Below are 17,796 nucleotides of genomic sequence, written 5' to 3'. Positions count from 1 at the left end.
GATGGGCTGGGGGCGATTTCTGGGGTGACGGAGAAGATCGGCTTGGGGGATGGCGTGCGCCAGCGCGCTTCGTGGACTGACTCATCGGACCCGCCAACCATCAGTCCCGCTCAGGCGCAATCTCCGTTGCGTAGTCGACCAGCGCCCCAAGGATGTCCTGCGCCCGCTCGTCTTCTGCCAGCGCTTCCGATTCCTGCAGCCCGTCGATCCGGTCGAAGAACGCCTGCAGCGTCAGCGCGCCTCCTGCCCCGTCGTGCAGCTTGTGCACCCGGTGCTCCAGCCACTGCGCCTGTTCGGCTTCGCTGAGCGTCTCGGGGAAATTGCGCGCCCGATAGCGGAACAGGATCTCCGACAGCCGCGGATCGGCAAACGCCGGTCGCTTGTCGGCCAACTGCTGCGGCGACAGCCCGCGCAGCCGCTGTAGCGCCTTGCGGTCTTCGTTGCCAACGAAGCCGCCATACAGGTCTTCGTCAACATCCGGCTTCCGGTCGGCCGGCGGCCGCTCGAACACGCCCGGCCACATGCCGGCCAGCAGCTGCCCCTGCTTCGCGGCGATCTCGGCATGCGCCATGACTTGGGGGATGTCGATGCCCCACTTTGCGGCCACCGCATCGCCCAGCGTCTTCAGGTTGCCGATCACCATCGGTGACTTGTTGATGTGGATGGTCTTGATCGGCAGGCGCGTCACGCCCTCGGGCAGGTCGTCGGCCTTGCTGAACATGCGCAGCCGGATCGTCTCGACATCCAGCGTGAACAGCTCCGACGGGTCGCTCGCCAGGTCCCACACGATCACTTCGTTCTTGTTGCTCGGATGCGGCGCCAGCGGCCACACCAGCGCCATGCAGCCACGCTCGACGCCGTACATGCCCGAGATGTGCAGGAACGGCCGGCCCACGCCCATCTCCTGGATCACCTCGTCCTTGCGGCGCAGCTTCAGTGCGAAATCCCACAGCCGCGGCTGGCGCGACCTGATCAGCTTCGCCAACGCGATCGTCGCCCGCACATCCGACAACGCATCGTGCGCCGCCTCGTGCGCCAGTCCGTTCGCGGCCGTCAGGTGCTCCAGCTTGAACGACGGCCGGCCGTCGTCATGCGTCGGCCAGGTGATGCCTTCCGGCCGCAACGCCCAGGTCAGCCGCACCACGTCGAGCAGGTCCCAGCGCCCGCACTGGTTCTGCCACTCGCGGGCATACGGGTCGATCAGGTTGCGCCAGAACAGGTGGCGCGTCACCTCGTCGTCGAAGCGGATCGTGTTGTAGCCGACACCGATCGTGCCCGGCTGCGCCAGCTGCGCCTCGATCGCATCGGCGAACGCATGCTCCGGCACGCCTCGTTCCAGGCAGGTCTGAGGAAGGATGCCGGTCAGCAGGCACGACTCCGGATCGGGCAGGTAGTCGGGCGCCGGCTGGCAATACACCATCAGCTCGCCGCCGGGCAGCTCGTTCAGCTCGGCATCGGTGCGGATGCCGGCGAACTGGGCCGGCCGGTCATGGCGCGGCACGCGGCCGAAGGTTTCGTAGTCGTGCCAGTAGAACGTGAAATCGGTCATGGCGCGCAATCTAACAGCACCGGCCCAACCCGGACGGATTGCGCGAACAACGCGGTATCGCTGCCTCATTTGCAGCTTAAGGGCCCCGTCCATCCATCCGATATTCCCGTTTGACTGGGTCCGGTCTGGAGCAGGTGTACGCACACCGGCCGAACCCCGCAAACGAATTCCACACAAAGGACGCCCTTCATGGCCAGCATCATTCAGTTCCTGACGACCGCTCAGATCGCCGGCTTGTCGACCAAGTCCATTGCCGGGCTGACGACCGAGGACTGGGCCGCGTTCAATACCGCGCAGTTCCAGGCACTGACGACGACCCAGGTCGCCGCGATCCCGTCGACCAACGTGTCCGCGATCGGCACCGCCGAACTGGCCGTGATGGAAACGCAGGACCTGCGGGCCCTGAGCTCGACCACGCTGCGCGCGCTGAACTCCGACCAGCTCGGCGCCTTCGGCTCCGACCAGTTCGCCGCGCTGACGACCGCGCAGGTCGCGTCGCTGACGACCACGCAGATCTCGCAGCTCGGCACCGACGACCTGAACGCGCTGACGACCAACCAGTTCGCCGCGCTGACCACCGCCCAGGCCGCCGCGCTGACCACCGACCAGATCCCGACGCTCGAATCGTCGGACCTGCGCTCGCTGAGCTCGGCCGCGATCCGCAACCTGTCGACCGCGCAGATCGATGCGCTGACCTCCGACCAGATGGGCCAGCTGACCACCTCGCAGGTGGCCGCGATGACGACCGCCCAGCTGGCCAACCTGGTCACCGACGACCTGAACGCGATGAACACCGCGCAGTTCGCCGCGCTGTCGACCGCGCAAGTCGCCGCGCTGACCCCGACCCAGGTCGCCGGTCTGCAGTCCGATGACCTGCGCGCGCTGAGCACCGCGCAGTTCGCCGCACTGACGACCGCCCAGGTCGCCGCGCTGACCACCGACCAGCTGCCGAACCTCGAGTCCTCGGACCTGCGCGCGATCAGCACCACCGCACTGCGCCAGTTGAACTCCGACCAGCTCGGCTCGCTGACCAGCGACCAGTTCGCCGCACTGACCACCGGCCAGGTCGCCGCGCTGACGACGACCCAGCTGTCGACGCTCGGCACCGACGACCTGAACGCACTGACGACCACGCAATTCGCGACGCTGTCGACCGCGCAAGCCGCCGCGCTGACCACCGACCAGATCCCGACGCTCGAGACCAACGACCTGCGCGCGCTGAGCACCGCCGCGCTGCGCAACTGGACCACCGCGCAGATCGATGCGCTGACCTCCGACCAGATGGGCGCACTGACGACCGCCCAGGTCGCCGGCCTGACCACCGCTCAACTCGCCAATCTGACCACCGACGACCTGAACGCACTCAACACCGCGCAGTTCGCCGCGCTGTCGACCGCCCAGGTCGTCGCGCTGACGCCGACGCAGATCGCCGGCCTGCAGACCGACGACCTGCGCGCACTGAGCACCGCCCAGTTCGCCGCACTGACCACCGCGCAAGTCGGCGCGCTGACCAGCGACCAGATCCCGCACCTCGAATCGGCCGACCTGCGGGCCATCAGCACCGCCGGCATCCGCGGCTTGAACAGCGACCAGTTCGGCGCGCTGACCTCGGACCAGGTCGCCTCGCTGACGACCAGCCAGATCTCCGCGCTGACGACCGGCCAGCTGTCGTCGCTGACGACCGATTCGCTGAACGCGCTGAGCACCACGCAGTTCGGCGTGCTGTCGACGGCGCAAGCCGCCGCGCTGACGTCCGACCAGATCCCGCACCTGGAATCGGCCGACCTGCGCGCGCTGAGCACCGCCGCGATCCGCAACTGGAGCACCGCGCAGGTCGACGCACTGACCTCCGACCAGATGGGCACGCTTTCGACCGCCCAGGTCGCCGGCCTGACGACCGCCCAGCTGAGCAACCTGGTCACCGACGACCTGAACGCGATGAACACCGCGCAGTTCGCTGCGCTGAGCACCGCCCAGGTCGCATCGCTGACGCCGACCCAGATCGCCGGCCTGCAGTCCGATGACCTGCGTGCGCTGAGCACCGCGCAGTTCGCCGCACTGACGACCGCCCAGGTCGCCGCGCTGACCACCGACCAGCTGCCGAACCTCGAATCGTCCGACCTGCGCTCGATCAGCACCACGGCGCTGCGCCAGTTGAACTCCGACCAGCTCGGCTCGCTGACCAGCGACCAGTTCGCCGCGCTGACCACCGGCCAGGTCGCCGCGCTGACGACCACCCAGCTGTCGACGCTCGGCACCGACGACCTGAACGCACTGACGACCAACCAGTTCGCGACGCTGTCGACCGCGCAAGCCGCCGCGCTGACCACCGACCAGATCCCGACGCTGGAATCGGCCGACCTGCGCGCGCTGAGCACCGCCGCGATCCGCAACTGGAGCACCGCACAGGTCGATGCGCTGACCTCCGACCAGATGGGCCAGCTGACCACCTCGCAGGTGGCGGCACTGACGACCGCCCAGCTGGCCAACCTGGTCACCGACGACCTGAACGCGATGAACACCGCGCAGTTCGTCGCGCTGTCCACCGCGCAGGTCGCCGCGCTGACGCCGACGCAGATCGCCGGCCTGCAATCCGATGACCTGCGTGCGCTGACCACCGGCCAGTACGCCGCGCTGACGACCGCGCAGGTCGCCGCGCTGACCTCCGACCAGATGCCCAACATCGAGTCCTCGGACCTGCGTGCGATCAGCACCGCCGGCATCCGCGGCCTCAACAGCGACCAGTTCGCTGCCCTCACGTCCGACCAGATCGCGTCGCTGACGACCACGCAGGTGGCCGCGCTGACGACCACGCAGATCGCGTCGCTGGCCTCCGACGACCTGAACGCGCTGAGCACCGCGCAGTTCACCGCGATGTCGAGCGCGCAGACCGCCGCGCTGACCACCGACCAGATCCCGCACCTGGAGTCGTCCGACCTGCGCACGCTGAGCACCGCCGCGCTGCGCAACTGGACCACCGCGCAACTCGACGCGCTGACCTCCGACCAGATGGGCACGCTTTCGACCGCGCAGGTCGCCGGCCTGACGACCACCCAGCTGCAGAGCCTGAACACCACCGACCTGAACGCGATGAACACCGCGCAGTTCGCTGCGCTGTCCACCGCCCAGGTCGCGTCGCTGACCACCACCCAGATCGCCGGGCTGCAATCCGATGACCTGCGTGCGCTGAGCACCGCGCAGTTCGCCGCGATGAACTCGGCCCAGATCGGCGCGCTGACGACCGACCAGATCCCGAACCTCGAATCGGCCGACCTGCGCTCGATCAGCACCACCGCACTGCGCGCGCTGAACACCGACCAGATCAATGCGCTGACCTCCGACCAGATGGCCCAGCTGACGACCGCCCAGGTCGCCGCGCTGACCTCGACGCCGCAGGTCGACGGCCTGAACACCAGCAACCTGAACGCGCTGACGACCGCACAGTTCGCCGCGATGACGACCGCCCAGGCCGCCGCCATCACGACGACGCAGATGTCGAACCTGGAGACGCAGGACCTGCGTGCGCTGAGCACCGCCGCGATCCGCGCGCTGAACAGCGACCAGCTGGCCGCCCTGAACAGCGACCACATGGGCGCGCTGACCACGGCCCAGGTCGCCGCGCTGTCGACGACCCAGGTCGCCAACCTGACGACCGAAGACCTGAACGCACTGAACACCGCCGACTTCGCCGCGTTGTCGACCGCCCAGGTCGCCGCGCTGAAGGTCGCCCAGGTCGCCGGCCTCGAGACCGACGACCTGCGTGCGATGACGACGGCCCAGTTCGCCGCGCTGTCGACCGCCCAGGTCGGCGCGCTGACCAGCGACCAGATCCCGCACCTCGAATCGGCCGACCTGCGTGCGATCAGCACCGCCGGCATCCGCGGCCTGAACAGCGACCAGTTCGCCGCGCTGACCTCGGACCAGGTCGCGTCGCTGACGACCGCGCAAGTGGCCGCGTTGACGACCACGCAGCTCGCCTCGCTGAGCTCCGATTCGCTGAACGCGCTGAGCACCGCGCAGTTCGCGATCCTGTCGACGACACAAGCCGCCGCGCTGACCACCGACCAGATCCCGCACCTGGAATCGTCGGACCTGCGCGCGCTGAGCACCGCCGCGATCCGCAACTGGAGCACCGCGCAGGTCGATGCGCTGACCTCCGACCAGATGGGCCAGCTGACGACTGCCCAGGTCGCCGGCCTGACGACCGCCCAGCTGGCCAACCTGGTCACCGACGACCTGAACGCGATGAACACCGCGCAGTTCGTCGCGCTGAGCACCGCCCAGGTCGCATCGCTGACGCCGACGCAGATCGCCGGGCTGCAGTCCGATGACCTGCGTGCGCTGAGCACCGCGCAGTTCGCCGCACTGACGACCGCCCAGGTCGCCGCGCTGACCACCGACCAGCTGCCGAACCTCGAATCGTCCGACCTGCGCTCGATCAGCACCACGGCGCTGCGCCAGTTGAACTCCGACCAGCTCGGCTCGCTGACCAGCGACCAGTTCGCCGCGCTGACCACCGGCCAGGTCGCCGCGCTGACGACCACCCAGCTGTCGACGCTCGGCACCGACGACCTGAACGCGCTGACGACCAACCAGTTCGCGACGCTGTCGACCGCGCAAGCCGCCGCGCTGACGACCGACCAGATCCCGCACCTGGAATCGGCCGACCTGCGCGCGCTGAGCACCGCCGCGATCCGCAACTGGAGCACCGCACAGGTCGATGCGCTGACCTCCGACCAGATGGGCCAGCTGACGACTGCCCAGGTCGCCGGCCTGACGACCGCCCAGCTGGCCAACCTGGTCACCGACGACCTGAACGCGATGAACACCGCGCAGTTCGTCGCGCTGTCCACCGCGCAGGTCGCCGCGCTGACGCCGACGCAGATCGCCGGCCTGCAGTCCGATGACCTGCGCGCGCTGACGACGGCCCAGTACGCCGCGCTGAACACCGCGCAAGTCGCTGCATTGACCACCGACCAGATTCCGAACCTGGAATCGGCCGACCTGCGGGCGATCAGCACCGCCGCGCTGCGCCAGCTGAACTCCGACCAGCTCGGTGCGTTGACCAGCGACCAGTTCGCTGCGCTGACCACCGGCCAGGTCGCTGCGCTGACGCCGGCCCAGCTGGCCGGCCTCGGCTCCGACGACCTGAACGCGCTGACGACCAACCAGTTCGCGATCCTGTCGACCGCCCAGGCTGCCGCGCTGACCACCGACCAGATCCCGCACCTGGAATCGGCCGACCTGCGCGCGCTGAGCACCGCCGCGATCCGCAACTGGAGCACCGCGCAGGTCGACGCACTGACCTCCGACCAGATGGGCACGCTTTCGACCGCCCAGGTCGCCGGCCTGACGACCGCCCAGCTGAGCAACCTGGTCACCGACGACCTGAACGCGATGAACACCGCGCAGTTCGCTGCGCTGAGCACTGCGCAGGTCGCGTCGCTGACGCCGACCCAGATCGCCGGGCTGCAGTCCGATGACCTGCGTGCGCTGAGTACCGCCCAGTTCGCCGCGCTGACGACCGCCCAGGTCGGCGCGCTGACCACCGACCAGATCCCGAACCTCGAATCGGCCGACCTGCGGGCCATCAGCACCACCGCGATCCGCGCGCTGAACTCCGACCAGCTGGCCGCCCTCGACTCGAGCCAGATCGGCGCGCTGACGACCGGCCAGGTCGCCGCGCTGACGACCACGCAGCTGTCGACGCTGAACAGCGACGACCTGCGCGCGCTGACGACGCAGCAGTACGCCGCGCTGTCGACCACGCAGGTCGCCTCGCTGACCACCGACCAGATCCCGGTGCTCGAATCGGCCGACCTGCGCACGCTGAGCACCGCCGCGCTGCGTTCGTGGAACACCGACCAGCTGAACGCGCTGACCTCCGACCAGATGGGCCAGCTGACGACCGCGCAAGTGGCCGGCCTGACGACCACCCAGCTGGCAAACCTGACGACCGAGGACCTGAACGCGCTGAACACCGCGGACTTCGCCGCGCTGACGACCGCCCAGGTCGCCGCGCTGAAGGTCAGCCAGATCGCCGGCCTCGAGACCGACGACCTGCGGGCGATGACGACGGCGCACTACGCCGCACTGTCGACCGCGCAAGTCGGAGCCCTCACCAGCGACCAGATCCCGCACCTGGAATCGGCCGACCTGCGTGCGATCAGCACCGCCGGCATCCGTGGCCTGAACAGCGACCAGTTCGCTGCGCTGACCTCGGACCAGGTCGCCTCGCTGACGACCGCGCAAGTGGCCGCGCTGACGACCACCCAGCTGTCGTCGCTGACCTCCGATTCGCTGAACGCGCTGAGCACCAGCCAGTTCGCGATCCTGTCGACCACGCAAGTCGCATCGCTGACCACCGACCAGATCCCGCACCTGGAATCGGCCGACCTGCGCGCGCTGAGCACCGCCGCGCTGCGTTCGTGGAACACCGACCAGCTGAACGCGCTGACCTCCGACCAGATAGGCCAGCTGACCACCGCGCAAGTGGCCGGCCTGACGACGACCCAGCTGGCCAACCTGACCAGCACCGACCTGAATGCGCTGAACACCGCTGACTTCGCTGCGCTGTCGACCGCCCAGGTCGCATCGCTGACGGTCGGCCAGATGGCTGGCCTGGAGACCGACGACCTGCGGGCGATGACGACGGCGCACTACGCCGCGCTGTCGACCGCGCAAGTCGGCGCGCTGACCAGCGACCAGATCCCGCACCTCGAATCGGCCGACCTGCGTGCGATCAGCACCGCCGGCATCCGCGGCCTGAACAGCGACCAGTTCGCTGCGCTGACCTCGGACCAGGTCGCCTCGCTGACGACCGCGCAAGTCGCCGCGCTGACGACCACCCAGCTGTCGTCGCTGACCTCCGACTCGCTGAATGCACTGAGCACTGCGCAGTTCGCGATCCTGTCGACCGCCCAGGCCGCGTCGCTGACCTCCGACCAGATCCCGCACCTGGAATCGTCGGACCTGCGCGCGCTGAGCACCGCCGCGATCCGCAACTGGAGCACCGCACAGGTCGACGCGCTGACCAGCGACCAGATGGGCCAGCTGACGACAGCGCAAGTGGCCGCGCTGACGACCGCCCAGCTGAGCAACCTGGTCAGCGACGACCTGAACGCGCTGAACACCGCTGACTTCGCCGCGCTGTCGACCGCCCAGGTCGCTTCGCTGACGGCCGGCCAGATCGCCGGCCTGCAGTCGGACGACCTGCGTGCGATGACCACCGCGCACTTCGCCGCGCTGTCGACCGCGCAAGTCGCTGCGCTGACCAGCGACCAGCTGCCGAACCTGGAGTCGGCCGACCTGCGGGCGATCAGCACCACGGCGCTGCGCCAGCTGAACTCCGACCAGCTCGGCTCGCTGACCAGCGACCAGTTCGCTGCGCTGACGACCGCGCAGGTGGCCGCGCTGACGACGACCCAGCTGTCGCAACTCGGCACCGACGACCTGAACGCGCTGACGACGACGCAATTCGCGACGCTGTCGACCGCCCAGGCCGCCGCGCTGACCACCGACCAGATCCCGACGCTGGAATCGGCCGACCTGCGTGCGCTGAGCACTGCCGCGATCCGCAACTGGACCACCGACCAGCTGAACGCGCTGACCTCCGACCAGATGGGCCAGCTGACCACTGCGCAAGTGGCCGGCCTGACGACGACCCAGCTGGCCAACCTGACCAGCACCGACCTGAATGCGCTGAACACCGCCGACTTCGCCGCGCTGTCGACCGCCCAGGTCGCATCGCTGACGGTCGGCCAGGTGGCTGGCCTGGAAACCGACGACCTGCGTGCGATGACGACAGCCCAGTTCGCCGCGCTGTCGACCGCGCAGGTCGGCGCGCTGACCAGCGACCAGATCCCGCACCTCGAATCGGCCGACCTGCGTGCCATCAGCACCGCCGGCATCCGTGGCCTGAACAGCGACCAGTTCGCTGCGCTGACCTCGGACCAGGTCGCCTCGCTGACGACCGCGCAAGTGGCCGCGCTGACGACCACCCAGCTGTCGTCGCTGACCTCCGACTCGCTGAATGCGCTGAGCACCAGCCAGTTCGCGATCCTGTCGACCGCGCAGGTCGCGTCACTGACCTCCGACCAGATCCCGCACCTGGAATCGTCGGACCTGCGTGCCATCAGCACCTCGGCCATCGCCACCATGAGCACCGCGCAGATCGATGCGCTGAGCTCCGACCAGATGGGCCAGCTGACGGTGGCGCAAGTGGCCGCGATGACCACGGCGCAGCTGAGCAACCTGGTCACCGACGACCTGAACGCCTTCGGCACCGCGCAGTTCGCGGCGATGTCGACGGCCCAGGTGGCGTCGCTGACGCCGACCCAGATCGCCGGCCTGCAATCCGACGACCTGCGCGCGCTGACGACCGCCCAGTACGCGGCACTGACCACGGCCCAGGCGCATGCGCTGACGTCCGACCAGATGCCGAACCTGGAATCGTCCGACCTGCGCGCGCTGAGCACCAACGCGATCCGCGCGCTCGACTCCGAGCAGCTGGCGGCGCTGACCTCCGACCAGATGGCGGCGCTGACCACCGGCCAGGTGGCGGCCCTGTCGGCCAGCCAGGTCGGCACGCTGACCACCGACGACCTGAACGCGCTGACCACCAGCCAGTTCGCGGTCTTCTCGACGGCGCAGGTGCAGACCCTCACGTCCGACCAGATGGCGGCCCTGCAGACCGACGACCTGCGTGCGCTGAGCACCGCGGCGCTGCGTTCGCTGAGCACCGCCCAGCTGGACGCGATGGGCTCCGACCAGTTCGGCGCGCTGACGACGGCGCAGGTCGCCTCGCTGACCACCACGCAGATCTCCAGCCTGTCGAGTGACGACCTGAATGCGCTGACCGGCACGCAGTTCGCTGCGCTGACCACCGCGCAGTCGGCGGCGCTGACCGCGTCGCAGATCGGCACGATGGCCACCGACGACCTGCAGGCGCTGACGACGGCGCACTACGCGTCGCTGTCGGCGACCCAGGTGCTCGGCATCACGACCGACCAGATCTCGGTGATCGAGACGCAGGACCTGCGTGCGCTGACCTCGACCTCGCTGCGCGCGCTGACGGATGCGCAGCTGGGCGAACTGACGACCACGCAGCTGTCGTCGCTGGGCGGCCAGGTCAGCAACCTGACCACGTCGCAGATCTCGCACCTGGCCACCGACGACCTGAACGCCTTCACTGCGTCGCAGTTCCTGGTGATGAACACCGCGCAGGTCCAGTCGCTGACGGTCACGCAGATCGGCCACCTGGAAACCGCGGACATCCATGCGCTGAGCACGGCCGCGATCCAGTCGCTGACCACCGACCAGGTGATGGCCATCACGACCGACACCTTCCAGGCGCTGAGCGCGGCGCAGATTGCCGCATTCACCACCGCCCAGGTGCATTCGCTGACGACCGACCAGATCGTCGCGCTGACGACCACGCAGACGATGGCGCTGGAGACCCAGGACATCGCGGCGATGACGATGACGCAGATCTCGGCCTTCGAAGGGGCGGACATCGCGGTGATGTCGTCGCCGCAGCTGGATGCCTTCATGGCGGCCTCGCCGATCGTGCTGGACCTGAACGGCGACGGCGTCTCGACGGTGTCGGCGGCGCACGGTGTCAACTTCGACCTGAACGCCACCGGCCATGCCAACAAGGTGGGCTGGGCGTCTTCGACGGACGGCATCCTGGTGATGGACCGCAACGGCGACGGCAGGATCAACGACGGCACCGAACTGTTCGGCGTCGCCACCGTGAAGGCCGATGGCACCCGCGCCGGCAACGGCTACGAGGCCATGAAGATCGAGGACACGAACCACGACGGCAAGCTGACCGCCGCGGACGCGAACTTCGACAAGCTGAAGGTGTGGGTCGATGCCAACCAGGACGGCATCTCGGAAGCCGGCGAGCTGAAAGGCCTGGCCGACTTCGGGATCGTCTCGCTGGACCTGCATGCCGCCAGCGGCACCACGGTGCAGAACGGCAACCTGCTGGGCCTGGTGTCGAGCTACACGACGACCGACGGCGCCAAGCACGACATGGCGGACGTCTGGTTCGGCAAGGCGGCGGCGACCGATGCGGCGGCGGCCAAGGAACTGCCGGTGCAGCTGGCCGACGTGCTGGCCGCGCCGACCGGCGACGTGCTGGCCGGCAGCAGCGCACCGACGGTGGCGGCGACGCAGACGAGCACGGCGCATGCGGCGGTGCACGTCGACCACAAGCTGCTGGCCGACGAAGAGCACCTGAAGAACATCGGCCCGCTGATCTGATCACGGCCACCGATGACGCGGCACGCACTTCCTGAAGTGCGTGCCGCGTACCCACGCCGGTCACCCGCCCCCCTGCCCTTCCCTCCATGAAATTCGGCTTCGTCAAGTGGTTGGTCAGCAAGTTGCTGCCGTCGGCCTGGCGGGACCTGTTCTCGTCCGACGGCGGCAGCGCGAGCTCGGCCACGCCGACGCCGCCGGTCAGCACCTCCAACACCACCGGGCTGACCGATGCCCAGGTGCAGGCGCTGACCACGCAGCAGATCGCCGGCATGACGACCAGCGAGCTGAATGCGTTGACGACCGCGCAGTTCGCGCTGCTGACGCCGCTGCAGGCCGGCGCGATCACGACATCGCAGGCCGCCAACCTCGAGACGGCCGACCTGCGCGCGCTGACCACCGCCGCGATCCGCGGCTGGAGCAGCGCGCAGATCGCCGCGCTGACGACGCAGGAGATCAGCCTGCTGACCACGCAGCAGGTGGCGGCGCTGACGCCGGCGCAGATCGCCGCGATGGCGACCGCGGCGCTGAACGCGATGACGACCGCCGAGTTCGCCGCGCTGAACAGTGCGCAGGCGGCAGCGCTGACGACGCAGCAGATTTCTCACTTGGAGACAGCGGACCTGCGCGCGCTGACGACGGCCGCGTTGCGCGGGCTGTCGGCGGCGCAGCTCGATGCGTTGACCTCCACGCAGATCGCGCTGCTGAGCACCGCCCAGGTCGGCGCGCTGACGACGGTGCAGATCGACGGGCTGCTGCCGTCACAGATCGGCGCGCTGACCACCGCCCAGGTGGCGGTGCTGTCGGCAGCGCAGGTGTCGGTGCTCGGCACCGACGACCTGCAGCAGATGTCGACGCAGCAGTTCGCCGCCCTCACGTCGGCGCAGGCTGCGGCGCTGAGCGCGGCGCAGTTGGCTGCGCTGCCGACGGCCGACTGGGCGGCGCTGACCACCGCCGCGATCCGCAACATCGACCCGCTGGCGCTGGCTGCGGTGACGACCGACGAGATCGCCGCGCTGACCACGGCCCAGGCCGCGGTGCTGAGCGCGGCGCAGGTTGCGGCGCTGTCGACCGACCAGGTCGCGGCGATCGAGACGGCCGACCTGCGCGCGCTGGGTTCGGCGGCGTTCCGCGCGCTGAATGCCGCGCAGATCGACGCGCTGACGTCGACGCAGCTCGCGGTGCTGACCACCGCGCAGATCGCGTCGCTGACGCCGGCGCAGGTGGCCTCGTTCAACAGCGACGACCTGCGGGCGCTCGGCACGGCGCAATTCGCGGCACTGTCGTCGGCGCAGGTCGCGGCGCTGTCGCCGACGCAGGTGGCGAGCCTCGAGACGGCCGACTGGGCGGCGCTGAACACCGCGGCGATCAAGGCGCTGGGCGCGGCCTCGGTCGCCGCGCTGACGACGGCCGAGATCGCCGCATTGACGACGGCCCAGGCCGCGGCGCTGACCGCAACGCAGGCCGCCGCGCTGACGACGGATCAACTGGTGGCGCTGGAGACCGCCGACCTGCGCGCACTGAGCTCGGCCGCGTTTCGCGCGCTGACGCCGGCGCAGGTGGAGGCGCTCGGCTCGGACCAGTTCGCCGCGCTGACGACGGCGCAGATCGCCTCGCTGACCGGCCCGCAGGTCGCGGCGCTGCCGACCGACTACCTGAACGCGCTGACCACCGCGCAGTTCGCCGCGCTGTCGACCGCGCAGGCGGCCGCGCTGACGCCGACGCAGGTGGCCGCGCTGGAGACGGCCGACCTGGCCGCGCTGAGCACAGGCGCGGTGCGGGCGCTCGGCGCCGCGGCCGTTGCCGCACTGACGACCGATGAGATCGTCGCGCTGGGCAGCGCGCAGTTCGCCGCGCTGACCAGCGGGCAGGCGGCCTTGCTGGATGCCACGCAGGTGGCCGCCATCGAGACGCAGGACCTGCGGGCGCTGAGCACCGCGGCCTTCCATGCGCTGGGCAGCGACCAGATCGGCGTGTTGAGCACCCACCAGTTCGCCGCGCTGACGACGGCGCAGATCGTCGCGCTGGGCACGGACCAGATCGCCGGATTGAGCACCGACCACATCGCCGCGCTGACGACCGCGCAGACGGTGGCACTGGAGACGGCCGACATCGCCGCCATGTCGCTGCAACAGGTGGCCGCGATCACGCCGGAGGATCTGGGCGTGATGTCCGGCGCGCAGATCTCGGCGCTGCTGTCGGTGACGCCGATCGTGCTGGACCTGGCCGGCACCGGCATCCACACCAGCACGGCGAGCGAGGGCGTGAGCTTCGACCTCGCGGCGACCGGCAGTGCCGCGCGCACCGGGTGGATCGCCGACGGCTCGGCGCTGCTGGCGCTGGACCGCAACCGCGATGGTGCGATCAACGACGGCAGCGAGCTGTTCGGCATCGGCACGCGGCTGGCCGACGGCACGCGGGCCGCGAACGGCTACGCCGCGCTGGCGCCGCTGGACAGCAACCACGACGGGTTGATCAGCGCGGCCGACGCGCAGTTCAAGGACCTGCGCGTGTGGGTGGATGCGAACCACGACGGCAAGACGGATGCGGGCGAGTTGAAATCGCTGGCCGACGTCGGCGTGGTGTCGCTGGATCTGCATGCGATCGCCGGGACGGCGACCGACCACGGGAATCTGCTCGGGCTGGTGTCGAGCGTGACGATGAGCGATGGGGCGCAGCACCAGATGGCGGATGTGTGGTTTGCGAAGGAGAAGGTCGCAGCGCCGGCGGTGCAGTTGAGCGAACTGCTGGCGGCGCCTGCGGGTGAGGTGCTGACGCACGACACGACGCAGCCGGCAACGGCGAGTGTCGCGGCGACAGTCGCCCACATGTCCGATGCCATCCTCAGCGCCGAGCAGCACCGCCTGCATACCGAAGAAAACCATCGCAGTGGCCCGTTGATCTAGCTCGTCGGTCAAACCGCGGGTCTTGCGACGGTGCGCTGCCCCTGACGCAGGCAGCTCGACTCATCGAGTTCTTTTGTCCTGAGCCGAAGTCCGCCGGAAGGCTGCGTTTCCCCCCACAGGGAACCCAATGACTTGCGACGGCACATCGAGGCTGACGCTCTGTCTCGCTTCGACGGTATCGGCAGATGACACCTTTCGGTCCCACCCCCTCCGTTCCAGCCGCGGTCATGGATTCGTTCCACCGCGGCATGAGCGACATTGCCACTTCGCAGGCCTACACGATTCAGATCGACGAGACCATCGAGGTTCATGTCCAGGCGGATCCATGCAAGCGAGTGCGCATGATGGCGATGCTGGCATTGGACTCCCACCAACTCGGTGACGACCAGTTGCAGGCGCTGCTGGTCTTGAACCAGCCAGGCGATGCGTATCCGCTGCTGACCGTCAGCATCGATTCGGGTTCTGGTCACTTGATGGTGTGGACCTCCGTCGAAGCGCACGACACAGACACCGATCAGTTCACCGACACCTTCGGTCGCCTTGTTCGGCGGGCTCGCGGGATCTTGACCCTGCTTCGCAGCGGCCTCTATGGGCAGCCTGCCGCTCGTGACCTTCCAGTCGGCGTCGGGAGCCGGGCATGATCGGAGCGCATCGCGTCAAACGCACCGTCGACCTTCATGAAGTCGGGTTGCGCCGACGCGCGGAGGATCGCGCAAAACTCGAGGTGCCCACGAAGGTGATCACGAGAGTCGTAGGATCCGATCAACTCCGACGCCTGACATTGGGCCATCTGGCCAATCACTGGACGAAGTTCGTCATGTTCGTGATGGGCAGTGGCAACCAGGCACCCGACGTTTTCGGCTCGAGGGGTGAGACACGCGAGCTGCAACGCAAGATGCGCGAACTCAAGAGATCTACGCGCATGTGGGCCGCCCTCGGTCAGAAGACGCCGAATCAGGTTCTCTGCGACATGATGAAGCTTCTGGCCGAGGGACAGGTCGGGAATTGCAATGACAACGCACAGGCTGCCGCCGTCTTTCTCGCGGCGTTCATGCCGCCTGCAGACGGCGAGGACCGACATCCGGATTACGCGTCCTTGCCGGACGCGCTTCTGAAGGAGCCAGAACTCGGAGCGCTTGCCAAGGATCTCGGAGATCTCGTCGACTTGTTCTTGCCCCCCAGTACCGAACTCCACGTGATCGAGCATCCCGAGATGCCGGACCATGCGCAAGTCTTCATGGCGACGCGCGAGGCTTTTGCCGCGAACAACGACGCAGAAGTGGTCGTCGTCGATTCCTGGCTCGTGCTCCCCCTTGTCCACCTGAAGTGCGACGAGTCGCACGGGCATCGATACCCGCTGGGCCTGCATCCTCTGGTGGTCGCAAACGCCGAAGGAAATGGCACGCGGGCTGATCACTCGATCACGCGCCACGATCCGGCGTTTGCACAGACTGCCCGCCAGATCAGCGAGGCAGGCAGGGACAGAGCCAACCCGCGACGCAATGAGTTGCTTCAATCGCCCGAACGAAAAACATGGATGAAGAAGCACTCGGGGCCGGACAGCGGCGTCTACGATGGAACGAACTGGGCCGTCAGGCGCAGTTACAAGGTTCAGTACAAGGAAAGCGAGAACTCGGAACCCGTCCACTTCTACGACTACGACCTGGACGAGTATTTCGACAAGCGCCTGAAGATGCTGCTGGTCGATCACTTCAGACTGCTTCACGAAGAGTCAGCCCTTGAGGAACTGCCCTACACGGGCGGCGGGAAATTCTCCGAGATCCTCGACGAGCTGGCAGACGGCGACCCGGCTCCCCTGCTCGAACTGCTGGGCACCTTGCCTCCGTCCATGTCATCGAGCCGACTGTTGACCGATCTTCTTGTGTTGGGTTTCCCGGATACCTGCGAAAGGGAAAGCGTCATTCACTCGCTGTGCCGGCATTGCATGATGAACTCGTCGACCCCACCAACCGGTCAGTCGAGACCCATCGAGCAGGAGGTATTGAATTCCTTGATTTGGGGGATCGTCTCGTCCCACAACGGTCAGGACATGCACCTCCTGCCGGTGGTGCTGGCGGCCATCGAGAATGGCCTCGGCTCTGGCGACAAGGCGCTGGCCAGGAGGCGTGCCATGGAGTGTCCGTCGTATCTGATGAGTCCGCTGGAGAAGGATCTGCTCCTTCTCGCAGCGGGACGTCACTGGCAGTTGAAAGCCATGTGGTCACCGACTTCGGGACTGCCGTGTGCCAGCGAGACGTTGCGCTCGGCTGCCGAGGCAGGGCATATCGGAGGCGTCAAGTTCCTGCTCAATGGAGACTGGCCTGACCTCATGGCTGGATGCGAGTTTCTCGTGTCCATCGCCGCCGAAGACAACAACTGGCAGGTTGTTCAAGCCCTCGTCGAACAGGGAGCAACAGTGCGTCATTGCAACAGCGATGGCAAGACTGCACTGCACCATGCAGCAACTCATGCCCGTCTCATCGACTTCGTGCTGAACGCTGGCGGCGACCCGAACGCACCGGACAGCGAGGGCAGGACCCCGGCCATGCACGCCACCACGGCGAAGGCGATGCAGGCCTTTGTCGCATGCGCCGACGTCGACTGGAGCCTGACCGACCGGCAAGGCAACTCCGCCTTGCTCCTCGCCATGAGCGACAAGAATCGCCGCGATGCAGCGCTCGTCCTGGCGACGATGGATTCAACGATGGTCAACCAGTCGAACAAGAAGGGGGAATTCCCGCTCCTCCTGGCCACCATCGAAGGCGATCATCCGATGCTTGAGGCCCTGCTTGCAAACAAGGTCGCCCCCAACCAACGTGACGCAAACGGGCAAACCGCCTTGATGCGGGCTGTCTTGCAAGCAGACGTTCTGACTGTCCGTCTGCTTTTGGAGCACCCTGGCACCGATGTGGAGGCCAGCAACGATCGCAGAGAAACAGCATTCTCCATTTGCGAGTCCCTTGTCGAGCAAGCATCGGACGAGCAGAAGACCAGGGAATTGATCGCCATCCGTGAGCTGTTGTCCGGGCGAACCGATCGACTGCGACTTCAAACTTTGTAGGCGCGACAGCGCCT

5 protein-coding genes are annotated in these 17,796 nt (G+C 68.0%); 4 read left to right on the top strand and 1 reads right to left on the bottom strand.

Going from position 1 to position 17,796, the window contains the following annotated elements; all coding sequences use genetic code 11:
* Positions 1-100: 100 nt before the first annotated feature.
* Complete coding sequence (gene sbcB / locus FHT26_RS06900) at positions 101-1,549, bottom strand: exodeoxyribonuclease I (RefSeq protein ID WP_168559418.1); 1,449 nt, start codon at positions 1,547-1,549, stop codon at positions 101-103.
* Between the two features lie 189 nt (positions 1,550-1,738).
* Between sbcB and FHT26_RS30295 the strand changes: the two genes are divergently transcribed.
* From FHT26_RS30295 to FHT26_RS06880, 4 genes are all read left to right on the top strand, one after another.
* Positions 1,739-11,818 (top strand): beta strand repeat-containing protein, encoded by a 10,080-nt coding sequence (locus tag FHT26_RS30295; RefSeq protein ID WP_168559417.1) that lies wholly within the window; start codon positions 1,739-1,741, stop codon positions 11,816-11,818.
* An 86-nt stretch (positions 11,819-11,904) separates the two neighbouring features.
* Positions 11,905-14,721 (top strand): SPM autocatalytic domain-containing protein, encoded by a 2,817-nt coding sequence (locus FHT26_RS06890; RefSeq protein WP_168559416.1) that lies wholly within the window; start codon positions 11,905-11,907, stop codon positions 14,719-14,721.
* Positions 14,722-14,948: 227 nt separating this feature from the next.
* A complete protein-coding gene (locus FHT26_RS06885; RefSeq protein WP_168559415.1) occupies positions 14,949-15,362 on the top strand; it encodes a CesT family type III secretion system chaperone in 414 nt (137 codons plus the stop codon).
* Complete coding sequence (locus tag FHT26_RS06880; RefSeq protein WP_168559414.1) at positions 15,359-17,782, top strand: ankyrin repeat domain-containing protein; 2,424 nt, start codon at positions 15,359-15,361, stop codon at positions 17,780-17,782. The genes FHT26_RS06885 and FHT26_RS06880 overlap by 4 nt, the downstream gene beginning before the upstream one ends.
* Positions 17,783-17,796: the final 14 nt, after the last annotated feature.

This window comes from Rhizobacter sp. SG703 (genome assembly GCF_012275445.1).
Taxonomy (GTDB): domain Bacteria; phylum Pseudomonadota; class Gammaproteobacteria; order Burkholderiales; family Burkholderiaceae_C; genus Rhizobacter.
Note: the sequence above shows the minus strand (reverse complement) of the source record. Positions and strands in the feature narration are given on the sequence as shown.